We start from the raw sequence: 17094 nt of genomic DNA on the forward strand, positions 1-17094 counted from the left end.
CCGGCTTTTGTCGCGCTTTCCAGTTCGGGAAAACGTTTGTTGACCACCAGCCAGCGGAGAAAGGTCAGGGCTTCAAGTTCAAAGAGAAAAGAATCAAAGCGCATCACTTCACATTCCTGAGCAGGGTCATACAGCGCGATCCCGCAAATCGCATCTTCCTCTCCTTCAATATCCAGCGTCCTGATCTCCAGTTCCAGCATATCGGCAGCGTCCAGAATACGTTCCTGTAGCGCCTCGTAGTCTGCTGCTGGTGGATAAGCATCATCGAGGGTTAGCACCATCGCTGCGGCCTTTTCTGCGTCAGCATAAAAAGGCTGGTGGCGTTCCTGTGAGAAATCATCATGGGGTGAGATCATCGTGGCCTTCGGTGAGATGTTTACCTTTTTGTCGCTGTCTATGTCCCATGACGGCGGCGCGGTAATGCCCCCGATTGTTTTCTGGCTGCTGGCGTTCACGTCAATTTTACGGCCCACCAGCACAAGCTCACCTCTGGCTATCCAGTCGTAAACAGTCTGGTGGCTTACGCCTTTATGCCGGGCGTAGGCGGCTTTGGTCATTAGCATCGTTTGCTCCAGAACCTGACAGAGGATGAAGATCCTCTGTCTGATACAGGGCAAGTATAAAAGAGCATTTCCGCGAAGGTTGTAATGCCCTGATATTTACTTATCGCCTTTGCCCTTTGAGCCATCATCGATCATTGTGACATGACCATTTTCATATCTGAAACGAGAGCCATCATCAAAGGTAATCACAGAGTTTTTCTGCCCCCACGACACCCATTTAAGAGGAGCATCATAATCCGCTGGCGGGTAAAACTCATTTGAAATCACAACCTCTTTACCCGAAAAATCGAATAAACGATATGCTACATCCCGATACAAGTCTCCATATTTTGGATCGGTTTTTATATATTGCTGAGTATTGAGAAAATAATAAACAATTAGTTTGCTTACATTGTTACTTTTATCCAAAACGAAACCATCACCGTTAACATCCTCGCCAATTTGGTTGCTGTCGTTTTTAAAAATCTCCTTACCATTTAATAAAACACGAGACTGTTTGTCACTTTGACTATTCCCCCAAATATATTCTAATTTGCCTAAGGGGGTATCACTACACTGTGTTGAGGCTGGAGGACAGTGCTCAAATGCATAGGATGTTGTGGATAGTAACATAATCCCTACAACCATGTAACGTAGAACCATTATTATACCTCTCCCTTTATTTTGTTAATGACAGACTCTAACCCTTTCGATTCCTGTTTTGTCGTATGCTCTACTTTTGGGCAATAAAATTTTTCCAATTCAATATTCCTATCAATGTGATTTGATAACCATTCTCGATGCCCTTTTATATAGCTATTGCTGTTTCTGAATGCACGTTCAGCCGCGCTTTTCGCTCCAACCTGAGCCACCAGCAGTTTATGCGCACTTTCTTCAGTAATAGTTTTCCTGATAAAGCGTTTTGCATCACTTAGTCCCAGATGGTGCGTCAGGTAAAATATTTTGGCCTTCTCTGCATCGTTCAGCGTGTCTACACTGTAACCCGCCGCCTGTAGTTGAGCGAGATTATGTAAACCATAATCCACCGCTGCCATGATAATAAATTCCGGCTCGAAACGCAGATTAAGCCACGACTGAAGCGCCTTTGTCGCATGAGGAGGGTAAGGGGTAACGCCCCGCAGTAAGTGATTATTGATTATCTGTTCTTTCGTCCACCAGGTATCCGGCTTAATCTCAAACATCGGCAGGATAATTTGCTGGTGGGTTTTCGGGTGATATTCAATCTGGTTCAGCGCATCCCGTTTCGGCTTATCTGCCATCACTCCGCGCTTTCGGGCCTGTTCATTCAGATAAGTGCCTTCTCTGAACGTTTCACCCAGCCAGGTGGCGTTTAAAAACTGCGTCATACCTGCGGCAGAACTGGCATAAATCACCACGCCTTCTGCTGATTCACCCTGTTGTTCTTTTAATGCTTTCGCCGCGTTCGTTTTCTCCCGACTTATCGCAACAGAATCTTTATTCCAGACACCGTTTATCTTAGCGGATTCAGCATTAATGACGGCGGCAATACTTTGCGGAATAATGCCGCTGCGTTCTGATGCTGCAATAATCTGATCCCAGTAATCCAGGTTACGGTCTAATCTGAGATCGTATTCGTTCGGGCAGGTATGATTTATCTGAATGACCGGGTTGCCTTTGCTGTCACGCCCGCTCACAACGGTATTGACCGGATGAATGTCTAAATCCAGTCGCCCTGCACGGTCTTTGATGGGTTCAGTGACCCCCTTCACCCGGACTTTTGCACTGGTCAGCGTGACGCTGCTGTTTCCTTCTGACGGCGTAAATTGAGCCACAAGCTTTTCACCGTGCCAGCGTGACACAAAAACGGTGATTTCTTCCGCCTTCGCCATGACGTAATCCTGTATTTTCCCCAGTTCATCCGTCACCGCTTCATGAATATCGCCCGCCGCCGATACAATTCTGACTTTCAGTTTTTCAATCGGCTTTTCAATCACATCCTCAAACGCAAAAGAAAGCGTGCAGGTGGTATCCGCCTGCGCCGCCAGGCTGGCAACGTCTGCCGGAGACTGGCTGTACTGGTGCACAGGAAGTTTCAGCACCTGCCCCGGAAAAATCAGCGAGGTATTGCGCAGATGATTCAGTTCCGCCAGCTCCTTTACGGTGCAGCCATGCTCCTGCGCAATTTCACTCAGCGAATCGCCAAACTCTACCGTCACCTCTGTGGCGGACGGATTAAGGGATACGGTACTGTCGAGCGTGATTGGCTTCTCTTCCGGGTCCACCATACAGCGCCAGTCCGCAGACCAGCCCAGCAGACCGTCAAATTTTCGGGGCATCACATCCGCTTCCGGAAATATTGGTGTGTAATTATCTTCCCTTGCCATTATTCCTTCTCCTCCGGTACAGATTTAAACACGGTCGCGTTATCTTTCACGTTATCCTTTCCAGTGGTGACGGAATTAAATTGCTTAGGGGCATTTCCCATCGCCGGTAAATCAAGCGGCATACTCGCCGGGGCACAAAGGCTGGAACGTTTAACATGGCGGGTATAGGTTCCCGTTGTGCCGTATTCGATTTTTCCGGCCTTAATTTTCAGGTAGCTGCCGCCGCCAATCAACGTGATGCGCTTCTTACCCTGAAACAGGATTTCGCTCAGGCTGGTAATACTCAGCCTCTGCTCTGCGCTCAGGTGCATACTGCCGTTCTGTGCCTGAAACTGTACCGGTCCCTCTGCGGAAACCACACTGAGCTTTCCGGTGTGCGCAAACAGACCCACCTGTTCACCCGCCATCATATTGACGTTACCCATCGCCCCCGCGCTGATATCACCGCCCGCATTCACGGCGATATTCTCCGCCGCTGCCAGTTGCATATGCTCACCGCTGGTAAAGGCCACCCCCTCAGTACCGTAAAAATGGATCATCCTGTCCAGATCGCGAATACGCTCGGTAAACATGGCTTTCTGGCTGGCAATATCGGCTTCCAGTGCACGCGCCTGCACGGCAGCAGCGGCAAGCGCTTTCATTTGTTGCTGGCAGATTTCAATTTCACGCAGGGCAGTATCCATCTCCAGTATGTCACCCTCGTCTTTCTGCTGCCCGTCAGAGGTGATAAACAGCCCCTTTGATACGCGGATCACCCCGTGTTCATCCGTACGCAGTTCAAAGCCCGTGCCGCGCGGTTCTCCCTGTGAATTCGTGATATGCCCCTGATTTAACGCTGTTGCGCCAAATGGTGTGGACAGGGCAATGTGTTCTTCTTCGCGCTTATCCTCCATCCGCAGTTCATTATCTCCCGCCGTGCGCAGAATGTTCTGGCTTCGGTTGTCGCGGGTCACCACGTCGGCGTGTTCAGAATCATGGAAGGCGTGCGCAATATAGGGTTTATCCGGGTCGCCCTGGTTAAAGGCAATACTGACTTCCGTCCCGTCCACCAGTGGCATGTGCCAGCCGTAGGTGTCTCCGGCATAGGGTTTCGCCTGACGTATCCACAGATAATTAAAACCGGGTTCAGCATCCTCACGGCTGAAATCCAGTTTCACCCGGTAGCGGCCCATTTCATCGAGGTGCGCATACGGGTCATGAGGATCACGGCTTTCCACCCGTGCAGGCAGTGTGCCGTTAATCTCAGGGCGGGAAATTTCTGCCGGGCGGTGGCAATATCGCTCCGTGTAAGGAATGCCCCACACGGACGTATGCAGCCGCGAATCACGCGAGGCGATGAAGGTAGTCAGGGTGATAACCATGCCATCGCGCAAATCGTCAAGTCCGCAGCCGGATGGCTCCAGCACCTGACCGGGAGTCAGATGAGAGGCATTGCTGAACAGATGAAAAATGGCGGCACGGTTCAGCGCACGCTCATGGTTAATCCGGGCATAAAATGCGCCGCTTTCCGTTTCCGGCACAGAGACCGGGTGATCGTCCCCGGCAACGAGAAAGTTGTCGCCGTAGCGGTAATGCTCCCCGACGGTGGCGGCGTCATTGCGGACCGCCACGGTGGAGTCCATCGGCATGGCTGCATCGCGGTAGTTGTGGTTTCGGGTCTGTACCAGCCCGGTGACAGCGTTGTGCCATGTCCGCAAGCCCCAGACGGTTTCCTCTGCACCATCGTACAATCCGGCAGGCTCTTTAAAGGGCAGCGTCACATTGAAGATGTAGTAAAGCTGGCTGTCGGCAAAAATGACGGTATCAAGCCCGGTGGCCTCATTCACACCACAGCGGAACCAGATACCGATTTCTGACAGCAGGCGCTGGATAAACTGGAGATCGGTTTCCCGCCACTGTGTAATAAGTTCGCGCGTCGGATATGTCCGCTCAAGCCGAAACTCAAAATCACTGCCTTCAAGCCCGTGCTGTCGCAGCAGGGTTTCCACCAGTTCCGGCACGGACACATTCTGCCAGACGGCACAACGGCGGGTAAGATCCAGCAGGGCAAGCCGTGAACTGAGGGTGACGCTGTAATGTGACTGGTCAGCACTGCTCCCCAATACTTCAAAGCCAGTAATAACGCCTTCAACCGTTTTACCGCTGCGCATACGAAGGGTGGCGTATTTGAGCAATACGTCAGAGCCGCTGATATCGTGCTGGGGAGTGGTGAACTCAATACGCCAGGCGAAAGGGTCATTCAGCGCCTCGCGTCCACGAAAGCGCAGAACATCAGGCATCACCCGGCTGTTGTTAATGCGCAGGCTGTAGCGGGATTGCCCGTTGTCAGCAATGGCATCTGCAAAATCCATATTCTGTATTCCCTTCAGAAAGATAGGTTCAGACTGCCACTTTAAGCCTGCAGAAAGAATATACAACGGCTTTACTGTAATGAAAATTAATATCAATTACAGTCAGTTATATCAGTCTCGCTATCCATCCATTTCGTGAATGTTTTTTTTAATTTCGCGGGTGTAAAAATCTGACGATATCTGGCTGTAAATGTATTACCCCGAACCACACAGGACGAAAAAAAGCCGCAATCCCTTAGAGACTGCGGCCTAGATTACATTTTCTGAACTGGTCTGAACCACTCCATATTGTAATTTGGTCGGCACGAGAGGATTTGAACCTCCGGCCCCCGACACCCCATGATGGGGTATAAACGATTATTAACGAAAAATCATTCCCCAAAATGAAAGATAACCTATTGAAATAAATGATATAAATATGGCACTCAAACAGAGAAAAAATCAGCCAGAAATCATAGATAACTGGCTGATTTATATTAATTAACTCTTAGCTGTACTACCTTGTTTATGGAACAGTTCGCGGAATACCGGGTAGATATCGTCCTGGTCGCGGATATGCTGCATGGCGAAGTTATCGAACATTGTCTGCAGGTGCTCATACTCACGCCACAGGGTCTGATGCGCCCGGCGGGTGATTTCAATGTAGCTGTAGTAACGCACCACCGGCAGGAGTTTCTTCGAGAGAATCTCATGACACAGCGGTGAGTCATCGGCCCAGTTGTCGCCGTCCGAAGCCTGTGCCGCATAAATGTTCCATTGCGCCGGATCGTAGCGCGCTCTCACCACCTCATCCATCAGCTTCAGCGCGCTGGAGACAATGGTGCCCCCGGTTTCCTGAGAGTAGAAAAACTCGTGTTCATCCACCTCTTTTGCCTGGGTGTGGTGGCGAATGTAGACCACCTCCACGTTTTTGTAGGTCCGGCTGAGGAACAGATACAGCAGAATGTAAAAACGCTTCGCCATGTCTTTGGTCGCCTGGTCCATGGAGCCAGAGACGTCCATCAGGCAGAACATCACCGCCTGGCTCGACGGCTCCGGGCGTTTTTCGTAGTTTTTGTAGCGTAAATCGAAAGTGTCGATAAACGGCACTCGCTCGATTTTCGCGCGCAGTTCGGCTATTTCTCTGCGCAGACGTTCCTCTTCCAGCAGTTGCACCGGCTCGCTTTTACTGACGGTATCAAGGCTTGCCTCCAGCTCGCGCAGCTCGCGGCGCTTACCGGCCGTCATCGCCGTCCGGCGCGCCAGCGAGTTTTGCAGCGAGCGCACAACGCTGATATTGGCTGGCACCCCGTTAGCGGTAAAACCCGCGCGGTGCGTTTTAAACTCGGTCAGTTGACGATGCTGGTTCTTTTTCAGGTTCGGCAGCGCCAGATCCTCAAACAGCAGGTCGAGATACTCGTCTTTGGAAATCTGAAAGACGAACTCATCCTGGCCTTCGCCGTCCTGGCTCGCCTGGCCCTGACCGCTCCCCGAACCGCCGCCGCCCCCCTGCGGGCGCTCGATACGGTCGTTTTGCACAAAATGGTCGTTACCCGGGTGAACGCGGTGCCGCAGGCCGCCGCGCCCCTGATGAAACATCGGTTCGCTAATGTCATCAACGGGAATCGAAACGGACTCCCCGCTGTCTATATCGGTCACCGAACGCTTGTTGATGGCCTCGGAGATCGACTGCTTGATTTGCGCCTTATAGCGCCGCAAGAAGCGCTGGCGATTCACCGCACTCTTGTTCTTACCGTTCAGGCGCCGGTCTATGAACCAGGTCATAATCCCTCCATACTGCCAACTAAGCAGAGGGGCCGCGGTCGCCCGCGGCCTGTATTGTTATGACGATTTACGTACGCGCAGATACCATTCGCACAGCAGCCGAACCTGCTTACGGGTATAGCCTTTCTCCATCATACGGTCGACAAAATCATCATGTTTCTTCTGCTCGTCTGTTGAGGTTTTGGCGTTAAACGAAATCACCGGCAACAGTTCTTCGGTATTGGAGAACATTTTCTTCTCGATAACCGTGCGCAGTTTTTCGTAGCTGGTCCAGTTCGGGTTACGTCCGCTGTTGTTCGCTCTGGCGCGCAGCACGAAGTTGACGATTTCGTTACGGAAGTCTTTCGGGTTGCTGATCCCGGCAGGCTTCTCAATTTTCTCCAGCTCGGCGTTCAGGGATTCACGGTCAAACAGCTGGCCGGTATCCGGGTCGCGGTATTCCTGATCCTGAATCCAGAAATCCGCATAAGTGACATAGCGATCGAAAATGTTTTGTCCATATTCCGAGTAGGATTCCAGATAGGCGGTCTGGATTTCTTTGCCGATAAACTCGGCGTATTTCGGGATCAGGTAGCCTTTCAGGAATTCCAGGTAATGCTCCGCCTGCTCCTGCGGGAACTGCTCGCGCTCAATCTGCTGCTCCAGGACATAGAACAGGTGCACCGGGTTAGCCGCCACTTCCACGTGGTCGAAGTTGAACACGCGTGACAGGATTTTGAACGCAAAGCGGGTCGACAGACCGTTCATCCCTTCATCGACGCCAGCGTAATCACGATACTCCTGGTACGATTTCGCTTTCGGGTCGGTGTCTTTCAGACTTTCGCCGTCGTAGACGCGCATTTTCGAGTAAATGCTTGAGTTTTCCGGCTCTTTCAGTCGTGACAGGATCGAGAAGCGGGCCAGTGTTTCCAGCGTGCCCGGGGCGCAAGGCGCATGGGTCAGTTCACTGTGGTTAAGCAGCTTCTCGTAAATTTTGATCTCTTCTGAAATACGCAGGCAATAAGGCACTTTGACGATGTACACTCGGTCAAGGAACGCCTCGTTGTTTTTGTTATTCCGGAAGGTGACCCACTCTGATTCGTTCGAGTGCGCCAGAATGATGCCGTTAAAGGGCAGGGCGGAGATGCCTTCTGTCCCGTTGTAGTTCCCTTCCTGCGTTGCGGTCAGCAGCGGATGCAGCACCTTAATCGGCGCTTTAAACATCTCGACGAACTCCATAATCCCCTGGTTAGACCGGCACAGCGCGCCGGAATAGCCATAAGCATCCGGATCGTTTTGCGCATAGTGTTCCAGTTTACGGATATCGACTTTACCGACCAGCGCGGAAATGTCCTGGTTGTTCTCATCGCCCGGTTCCGTCTTGGCGATAGCGATTTGTTCAAGGATAGACGGCCAGACTTTGACGACGCGGAATTTGGTGATGTCGCCGCCAAACTCATTCAGCCGTTTCGCCGCCCACGGCGACATGATGGTGCCGAGGTAGCGATACGGTACGCCGTATTCTTTATCCAGAATCTGCGCGTCTTCCAGCGGATTAAACAGGCACAGCGGGTGATCGTTCACCGGGCTGCGCTCGCCGTTGGCGCTGAGCACATAGATGGGTACGCGCTGCATCAGCGATTTTAACCGCTCGGCCAGCGAGGATTTACCACCGCCCACCGGTCCTAACAAATAGAGGATCTGTTTTTTCTCTTCCAGACCCTGAGCTGCATGCTTTAGGTAGGAGACTATCTGCTCGATAGCTTCTTCCATACCATAAAACTCTTCAAAGGCCGGATAGCGTGCAATAACCCGGTTTGAAAAGAGACGGGACAGCCGTGGCACCTGGGCAGTATCCACCATCACTGGCTCACCAATGGCCATCAATAGCCGTTCTGCCGCGTTAGCATAAGCACTGCGATCTTGCCGACAGATGGTAAGAAACTCCTGCAGTGTGAACTCTTCGTCCTTGGCAGCTTCATAGCGCTGGCGATAGTGATCGAATATATTCATGGCATGCCGTCCTTTCGTTTTTTAGCACAGGATAAGAGCCGTTCATATGAGTAGTGGAGGCTCCCGGAAGAGGTAAGCAAAACACCGCTTATTCGTTATACAGCAACCCTTGTGCCAGATTGCGATAGCGGGGGAAGAAAACGTGTCCTGCAATTACACCTTCTGAATTTAAGCGTAGATGGCATTTGCAAAACTTGCATGCTGACAAAATTCAATTTCAATGACATATCAATAACTCATCAAAAAATATCGCCACTTAATGAGAGTGTTAAACCCGCTTTTCATCTGCCTGTCATCAATTCATCAGTGGGTTGTCATGCGGGGTTGCCATAATGGCAGGTTAAATTATGTCAGCGGAAGTAAAGGAATTTGAGCTCATCAGATCTCAGCGGTACACTCCGTCCGCGATACGCGTCGGTCGACCGGGATAATCTGTTGCTTCTGATGATGCGCCATTGTGGTGCTATGAAGGGATCAAAACAGGGCGCGATGCCCTGTTTTGCTTTATGGGGGTGCAAAGAGGGGATTAACGCTTCACGACGCGGATTGTCTGCGCCAGGCGGGACGGCTTCTCTTCAGAGGCTTTTTGCGGCACGGTCACGCAGGCCGTTTCCACGCACACAAAGGTTTTATAGCCGTCGTCCGGCATGTCGCCCATGCTGATAGACAGCGCCGGACCCGGGTTCCAGCCGACCACGTTGCTGTGATGGCGATGAACAACTTCAATGTTGCGCTTCAGCGCACCGTCATGGATCACGCTGCAGGCTTCCGGGTTCAGATAGACGCGGTCGGTACGATCCGGAAAGGCCTGTACGCCGTCGCTAAGCTGGTCTTCTTTGCCGCCGGCCACTTTATCAATGAAGCGATCGCCAAAGCCACTGACCTTCACCGCGGCGATATCGCCGACGTTAAAGTAGGTGTGCAGCGCGGAGGTGGTTTCAAACTCGCCGTGCGCTTCAAGCTCAATCTCGCAGGTTTTGCCCACTTTAAAACGCGCGTACAGAGTGAACTCATGCGGCCACAGTTGACGGGTGGCGTCATTGCTATGCAGTTCAAAGGTCAGCACCACGCCGTTGTCGTCTTCATTATGGGCTGTTAACGTCCATGGCTGATTACGCGCGAAACCGTGCGCGGGCAGACCTTGCTGGGCCGCCGGACCAAACCACGGCCAACAGACAGGCACGCCGCCGCGCAGCGCGACGCCGGTTTTGAACGGGGTATTGTCGCTCAGCCACAGGGCTTCTTCTTCACCCGCCGGTTTCCAGGAGAGCAGATGGGCGCCCTGCAACGCAAAAGAGGCTTTGACCTGCGGATGGTCAACAACGATAAGCTCGAGCTCATCAAGCTGGCGACGGGAAAGTTCAGGGGTAAGTTGTTCGACTACCGGAAGAGCAAAAATTTTATTAATCATCAACGCAATCCTCTGTCGTAAAGCAATAAAAAAGGCGACCGAAGTCGCCTTTTTGGATCAGATTCTCATCTCAACTTATTTGGAGATGTGAGCGATCAGGTCCAGAACTTTGTTGGAGTAGCCGGTTTCGTTGTCGTACCAGGAGACCAGTTTCACGAAGTTGTCGTTCAGTGCGATACCTGCTTTAGCATCGAACACGGAAGTGCAAATTTCGCCGTTGAAATCGGTAGAAACGACGTCGTCTTCGGTGTAACCCAGAACGCCTTTCATTGCGCCTTCAGAAGCCGCTTTGATGGCTTTCTTGATTTCTTCATAAGAAGCCGCTTTTTCCAGACGAACGGTCAGGTCAACAACGGATACGTTCGGAGTCGGAACGCGGAACGCCATACCGGTCAGTTTACCGTTCAGCTCTGGCAGTACAACGCCTACAGCTTTAGCAGCACCGGTAGAAGATGGGATGATGTTCTGAGCTGCGCCGCGGCCGCCGCGCCAGTCTTTGTGAGACGGGCCGTCAACGGTTTTCTGAGTCGCGGTAGTTGCGTGAACAGTGGTCATCAGGCCTTCAACGATACCGAAGTTGTCGTTGATAACTTTAGCCAGCGGCGCCAGGCAGTTGGTGGTGCAGGATGCGTTGGAAACGATGTCCTGGCCAGCATATTTTTCGAAGTTAGCGCCACGTACGAACATTGGGGTGTTGTCTTTGGACGGGCCAGTCAGAACAACTTTTTTCGCGCCAGCGGTGATGTGTTTACGCGCAGTTTCGTCGGTCAGGAAGATACCGGTAGCTTCAGCAACAACGTCAACACCGATTTCGTTCCATTTCAGGTTAGCTGGGTCTTTCTCAGCAGTAACGCGGATGGTTTTGCCGTTAACAACCAGGTGGCCGTCTTTCACTTCAACGGTGCCGTCGAAACGACCATGAGTTGAGTCGTACTTCAGCATGTACGCCATGTATTCAGCGTCTAACAGATCGTTGATACCAACGATTTCGATGTCAGAACGTTTCTGAGCAGCACGGAAAACAATACGGCCGATACGGCCAAAACCGTTGATACCTACTTTGATAGTCATATATTCCACCAGCTATTTGTTAGTGAATAAAAGGTTGCCTGTAAAATTACAAAAACCTTACGCAGCGTCAAGCGGAATCGTGTCAATCATTGCGACAAATCAATCCTGTGTATAACCTTTGCGCGACTGACTCGCCTCACTCATCCTTTGGGCCGCTTTCCATATGGGGCCTGCGTGCGGCATTTTAAAGGCCATTAGCGTGAAAAGTGTGATGAATATCACAATTGCCAGGCCGCCTTTTCGCAACGACTAAGTTTAGAACAAAAGTTCGCACTTCATTGTTAATGTTTTGTTAGAATCGGCTACGTAGCCCTTTACCGTGAGATGTGAGCACATGGCGAACAAGTTTTCCCCGGAAACGCTGAAAGAAACTCTCAGCGAAATGCAGTTTTACGTGACGCAAAATCACGGCACTGAGCCCCCGTTTACCGGCCGCTTACTGCATAACAAACGCGATGGCGTTTACCACTGCCTGGTGTGCGATGCCGCGCTGTTTAACTCCCAGAGCAAATTCGACTCAGGCTGCGGCTGGCCTAGCTTCTACGAGCCCGTCAGCGATACGGCGATCCGTTATCTTAACGACTACTCGCACGGTATGCAGCGTATCGAAATCCGCTGCGGCAACTGCGATGCGCACCTTGGTCATGTGTTCCCGGACGGCCCTCAACCGACCGGCGAGCGCTACTGCGTCAACTCGGCTTCCCTGAGCTTCACCGACGATGGCAATGGCGACCAGACTAAAGGTTGAAAAAACGATTCAGCAAATTATTCCTGAGGAGTTCAGCAAAACATGGAAATCGAACAGCTTATCGACAGCATGACCCCTGAGGTTTATCAGCGCCTGGTGACCGCCGTCGAATTGGGTAAATGGCCGGATGGCGTCGCGTTGACGCCAGAGCAAAAAGAGAACAGCCTGCAACTGGTGATGCTGTGGCAGGCGCGCTATAACACCGACGCTCAGCACATGACGATCGACACCCAGGGTCAGATGGTGATGAAGAGCAAGCAGCAGTTGAAGGAAGATTTTGGCATCGCGCCAAAACCTATCGCGACGCTAAAAATGCAGTAACGCGGTTCGCCGGGCGGCGCTGACCCGCATGATCAGTTCTGGATTAAACAGGGGATAGGTTATGCGAAACAACACGGCTATTAAGTGGCTTCACCGGCTACTGACCGTGTTTTTGTTGTGTCTGGTCGGTGGATATGTTGCGTATCAGCATTTCTGCAACGGCCCACCTGATGACAGTCTGGTTAGTAAAACGAAGGTGATAGACAGCGTATGGGTGTACGTCACGAAATACAACGGCAGTGGGGCGACGTATCCGACGTATACCCGTTTTACCTTGATGGTGATGACGCCACTGATGTCATGGCGAAACTGGTCAGCAGGACACCGTTTTTGGGCACTGACACGGATAAGGTCGAGGTTACCGGCTACGGCAGCACGGTAAACGTGAGAATGACAGGCCGGGTCTATTCTTCCAGCAATTCGGATTTATTTTATGATGGCGGTATAGCCGTCATGCCAGTCGCCCTCCCTTAGAGCGATTATACTGTTTTGGCGATCGTCTTTTTTGTCGAACAACACGCGATGCCAAATGCGATCAGTAACAGGGTAATGATGTGGTAAACCCTGAATGTGTTGCCGAGAAAAACAATCCCCATAACGCCGCCGGATACTGGGATCAGATGTGTGTAGATCTCACTTCGGGTGGTGCCAATCAGTGACACGCCTTTATTCCAGAAAACATAGGACAACCATGATGGGAATATAATTAAGTAAAGGATCCCTGCGATAATCTGCGGTGAGAAATCGTAAATGATACCGCGGAAGTCCTGCGTCAGTGCTGCATGCAGGCAAAACATCGGAACCAGAATGATGGTGCCGATTAATGAACTGAAGGCGACAAATGATGTGTTTTTCACCTCTTTGTTTTTGATTCGCAAAAATGCACAGTAAAAAGCCCAGCTTAACGCAGAAATAATCGTTAAAACGTCACCCCAACCAAATATCTTCAGATTTGTCGCTTCCTGTGCATTGGAGAATGCAAGGTAAATAACCCCTGTAGTGCTGGCGATGACACCAAGTATATTCCGTGTTGAAATTCTTTCATGAAATATAAAGTGATTGATTAATAATACCAGGCAAGGGGTGCTGGAAATATAGATCGATGCATTTAATGATGATGTATATTGCAACCCAATATACAAGCTCAGAGGAAAACTGACTTGTCCAAGAAAAGCAAAGAGGACGTTAATGCCGAGGTTGTGGCGCAACGCGATGTAGTCCTGACGGAATGTTTTCCAGTATAAGGCAAGCATAAGTAATGTTGTTCCTCCCCAGCGGATTAGACTTAAACCATAAGGATCAACATACTGCACCAAAACATGTCCGGCGACGTAGTTGCCACCCCAAAAAATAGCAGCTAATGATAATAATAAGTAAGCCAAGTCCGACCTCTCTTATATTCAAGTGATGGCCTGAATAGAGTGTCCAAGCCACAGTATTCATCCAATGTTTTTCATTTTATGCAAAAGTTGATCATAATAACGTTCAGCAGTGTGTAATCTTAGAACACTGCCAATATAAAACTCTTTTCGTACTTCTGGGTATTTTTCGGTGATTGTGTCAATTACCTTATAAAGCCAGTCATCTCCGTGCTTGATATCAATTATGATATGCTCCGTATAATATTTTACGTCCCTGTCTATGAGACCGAGGCGTAAGCAACCTTTTACTAGCTTCTCGTACTGAGGGGGATCTAATACTTCAGTCATAGCCATTACACCAAGCAATTTGTAGTAATGACTGCGGTTCACTGAACCAAGCATAAAGGCATTGTGACCAGCTAAAGCCTCAACACCATACATATCAATATAATGGTTCTCAGGTAATATAATATCTTGTCTGGCCAATACATCTTTGTAAAGGTTTACATGAGTAAAAACATTATCTCCATGTCCAACTTCGTCCCACAAATTCTCGCTGATAGTACCACGCGTATCTGGTTCAGAGCCTATAAGTGTATAGGGTACAAGATCAAAAAAAATCAGATTTAATGCACTATCACTTTTAAAGAAGTAATAAAGTTGTTCCGCTGATGCATCTTTCTCAAGAAATTCAAATAATGGATGGTGTGATGCATTGTGAGTGTGCCAAACTTTTTTTAGGAAGTCTCCATAATAATTGGTAGTTTCGACTTCTGACGGAATAAGTAAATCAGAAAATTCGTACTTCAACCAATGACGCTCAATTTTATCTTTTATTTCAAGAAGTACAGTGTCATACTGACGAGATGCGGGTAAAGATAAAGGATGTGCGAGCGCACATTGATATATGATAAATAATGCATGCTGGGCTATTAGTTGGTCGTTGACCGAGTGACATTGGTAGGCACGTTCCAGAATAACATCAACATTTCCTGTTGTCTGAAGATTACTACATTCACCATTAATATAAGAAAGCAATGCTTTAGTAAATCCATATGCATCATCAATGAATGCTGGTTTGATCATCTGAAGATTAAACATAACTTTACTCTCCCAGTTAGTAAGTTAGTGTATTGTAGAAGGGGAGTAAGTATGAATTTTGTGATGTCAGTCATGGGCAGTAATTTGTTTTTTGCCAAAAAAAGCTATTTTTAGATGGTGCTATTATATTAATGCTCATAAATAAACAATCATGAATGTTGTATTAATTTATATAAATAGTAAAAATTAGAGTGAATAGAAGGGATTTGCGATTGTTTAATCGATGTTGGATATATTGTTGTTTATTCGGCTGAATAATGTTAACGAAGAAAAGGGCATCAGTTACTGCTGATGCCCATCAAAGAATTACGCCTGGCTTTCCCGCCAGTCGTCCAGCGTATAGAGCGTTGCGCCTTCGGCGGCCATGTCCATAAACGCCAGGGCGCTGTCCTGCGGCTGGAGGTTCACGCCACGGCAGCCGTCGGTAATGACGTTGACCGCGTAACCCAGCTTCAGCGCATCCAGCACGGTGAACTTCACGCAGTAGTCGGTGGCGAGCCCCAGCACGATAAGCGTGTCAATCTGCCGTGCGCGCAGCCAGTTGTTGAGCCGGGTCTCCTGGCGATGACCGTTGTCAAAAAAGGCGCTGTAGCTGTCGATATTCACCGACTCGCCCTTATGAAACACCTCGACGATTGCCTGCTGGTCGAGCAGCGGATGCAACTGCGCCCCCTCGCTGTGCTGGACGCAGTGATCCGGCCAGAACGTTTGTGCCAGACCGTCAAGCTGCCCTTGCGAATAGGGAACGACCTGATGTTGGCTGGCGAAGCTGCCGTGGTTGGCAGGATGCCAGTCCTGGCTTGCGATAACCGGGATGTGCCGCGCCTGACACCAGCTTATCAGCGTATTGGCGACTTCCACCGTGCTGTCGCCCTCCGGTACGGCGAGAGCGCCGCCGGCGCAGAAATCATTCTGGATATCCACCAACAACAGCGCTTGTCTGCTCACTCGTCTCTCCTCAGTCGTCCGGCGTCAGCTCGCCGCGCAGGTTTTGCTGCATCGCGGTACGCACCGCGTCGGCATCAAGGCCCTGGCTTAACAGATAGTGTAGCTTGGTCAGCGTCGCCTCAACGGTCATGTCAAAACCGCTAATCACCCCTGCATGCGCCAGCGCGTTACCGGTGGCGTAGCCGCCCATGTTCACTTTACCGGACATGCACTGGGTCAGGTTGACCACCACAATACCGCGCAGGCTCGCCTGGGCAAGCTCGTTGAGGAACTCGCCGTTCTGCGGGGCGTTGCCGACGCCGTAGGAGCGCAGGATCAGCGCCTTAACCGGCTGACGCAGGAAGTTACGCACCACCTCGGCAGAAATGCCCGGGTAAATGGTCACCACGCCGATAGGCTGCGGGGTTATCGGATGGACAATCACGTCGCCGCTGCCGTGCGGCGCAGGCGGCGTGCCGAGGCGGCGAATATGGATCCCGGCTTCCAGCAGCGGCGGCAGGTTTGGCGAGGCGAAGGCGTCGAAACCATCGGCATGTGCTTTGGTGGTGCGATTGCCGCGATAGAGACGGTTATTGAAAAACAGCGCGACTTCGTTGATCGGGTAGTTTGCCGCCACGTACAGCGCGTTGAGCAAATTGATTTGTCCGTCCGAGCGTAGCTCCGCCAGCGGTATTTGTGACCCTGTCACAATGACCGGTTTGCCCAAATTCTCTAGCATAAACGACAGCGCGGAGGCGGTAAACGCCATGGTGTCCGTACCGTGGAGAATGACAAAGCCGTCGTACTCGTCGTAATGGGTCTTAATGTCGTCGGCGATATGCTGCCAGTCTTCGGGCGTCATGTCCGACGAGTCCATCAGCGGCTGGTATTCGTGAATGGTGAAGTCGGGCATTTCCGGGCGGTGGAACTCCGGCATCAGGGCCAGCTGGCGCTGGAGGTGGCCGGACACGGGAATATAGCCGTGATCCGATCGCTGCATGCCGATGGTACCGCCGGTGTAGGCAACGTAAATGGATTTTTTTTGCATGGTGTTTGACTGATTCTGAAAGAAAAATCCCCTCCGCAGGGAGGGGATAACTATTAGCGTATATTGGCGCAGGTCAGGCAAAATGCATAGC

Annotated in this window: 15 protein-coding genes; 3 read left to right on the forward strand and 12 right to left on the reverse strand. The window is 50.7% G+C overall.

The window, feature by feature from the left end; genetic code table 11:
• The 8 genes from JO226_RS12640 to gapA form a co-directional block, all read right to left on the reverse strand.
• Nucleotides 1–563: hypothetical protein (locus tag JO226_RS12640; protein WP_293592590.1), on the reverse strand; the 563-nt coding region annotated here is incomplete at its 3' end.
• Nucleotides 564–659: 96 nt separating this feature from the next.
• Complete coding sequence (locus tag JO226_RS12645; protein ID WP_293592592.1) at nt 660–1205, reverse strand: hypothetical protein; 546 nt, start codon at nt 1203–1205, stop codon at nt 660–662.
• 2 nt (nt 1206–1207) lie between these two features.
• Nucleotides 1208–2809, reverse strand: coding sequence for a LysM peptidoglycan-binding domain-containing protein (locus tag JO226_RS12650; RefSeq protein ID WP_293592594.1), 1602 nt, complete (start codon nt 2807–2809; stop codon nt 1208–1210).
• A 98-nt stretch (nt 2810–2907) separates the two neighbouring features.
• Nucleotides 2908–5259 (reverse strand): type VI secretion system Vgr family protein, encoded by a 2352-nt coding sequence (locus JO226_RS12655; protein WP_293592596.1) that lies wholly within the window; start codon nt 5257–5259, stop codon nt 2908–2910.
• Nucleotides 5260–5739: 480 nt separating this feature from the next.
• A complete protein-coding gene (locus JO226_RS12660; protein WP_293592598.1) occupies nt 5740–7023 on the reverse strand; it encodes a YeaH/YhbH family protein in 1284 nt (427 codons plus the stop codon).
• 57 nt (nt 7024–7080) lie between these two features.
• Nucleotides 7081–9015 (reverse strand): protein kinase YeaG, encoded by a 1935-nt coding sequence (gene yeaG / locus JO226_RS12665; RefSeq protein WP_293592600.1) that lies wholly within the window; start codon nt 9013–9015, stop codon nt 7081–7083.
• A 526-nt stretch (nt 9016–9541) separates the two neighbouring features.
• Nucleotides 9542–10426: a D-hexose-6-phosphate mutarotase gene (locus JO226_RS12670; protein ID WP_293592602.1), complete on the reverse strand. Its 885-nt coding sequence runs from the start codon at nt 10424–10426 to the stop codon at nt 9542–9544.
• Nucleotides 10427–10501: 75 nt separating this feature from the next.
• A complete protein-coding gene (gene gapA / locus JO226_RS12675) occupies nt 10502–11497 on the reverse strand; it encodes a glyceraldehyde-3-phosphate dehydrogenase (protein ID WP_182060612.1) in 996 nt (331 codons plus the stop codon).
• Nucleotides 11498–11831: 334 nt separating this feature from the next.
• Here gapA and msrB point away from each other — a divergent pair, with 334 nt between their 5' ends.
• The 3 genes from msrB (at nt 11832) to JO226_RS12690 (ending at nt 13040) form a co-directional block, all read left to right on the forward strand.
• Nucleotides 11832–12245, forward strand: coding sequence for a peptide-methionine (R)-S-oxide reductase MsrB (msrB, locus tag JO226_RS12680; protein ID WP_293592608.1), 414 nt, complete (start codon nt 11832–11834; stop codon nt 12243–12245).
• Between the two features lie 42 nt (nt 12246–12287).
• Nucleotides 12288–12566 carry a YeaC family protein gene (locus JO226_RS12685; RefSeq protein ID WP_293592610.1) on the forward strand — a complete coding sequence of 93 codons (279 nt, stop codon included), beginning with the start codon at nt 12288–12290 and terminating at the stop codon, nt 12564–12566.
• A gap of 210 nt (nt 12567–12776) precedes the next feature.
• Nucleotides 12777–13040, forward strand: a complete 264-nt coding sequence (locus JO226_RS12690) for a hypothetical protein (RefSeq protein WP_293592612.1) — start codon at nt 12777–12779, stop codon at nt 13038–13040.
• A gap of 5 nt (nt 13041–13045) precedes the next feature.
• Here the strand turns inward: JO226_RS12690 and JO226_RS12695 are convergent, their stop codons facing one another.
• The 4 genes from JO226_RS12695 to ansA all read right to left on the reverse strand — a co-directional run bounded on the left by JO226_RS12695 (nt 13046) and on the right by ansA (nt 17003).
• Entirely contained in the window at nt 13046–13948 is a 903-nt protein-coding gene (locus JO226_RS12695; RefSeq protein WP_293592614.1) for a DMT family transporter, read from the reverse strand.
• A gap of 57 nt (nt 13949–14005) precedes the next feature.
• Complete coding sequence (locus JO226_RS12700; RefSeq protein WP_293592616.1) at nt 14006–15028, reverse strand: iron-containing redox enzyme family protein; 1023 nt, start codon at nt 15026–15028, stop codon at nt 14006–14008.
• Nucleotides 15029–15334: 306 nt separating this feature from the next.
• Entirely contained in the window at nt 15335–15976 is a 642-nt protein-coding gene (pncA, locus tag JO226_RS12705) for a bifunctional nicotinamidase/pyrazinamidase (RefSeq protein WP_293592618.1), read from the reverse strand.
• A gap of 10 nt (nt 15977–15986) precedes the next feature.
• Nucleotides 15987–17003 carry an asparaginase gene (gene ansA, locus JO226_RS12710; RefSeq protein WP_293592620.1) on the reverse strand — a complete coding sequence of 339 codons (1017 nt, stop codon included), beginning with the start codon at nt 17001–17003 and terminating at the stop codon, nt 15987–15989.
• Nucleotides 17004–17094 lie beyond the last annotated feature (91 nt).

Source organism: Pluralibacter sp. (assembly GCF_019237635.1).
Classification (GTDB): Bacteria; Pseudomonadota; Gammaproteobacteria; order Enterobacterales; family Enterobacteriaceae; genus Enterobacter_B.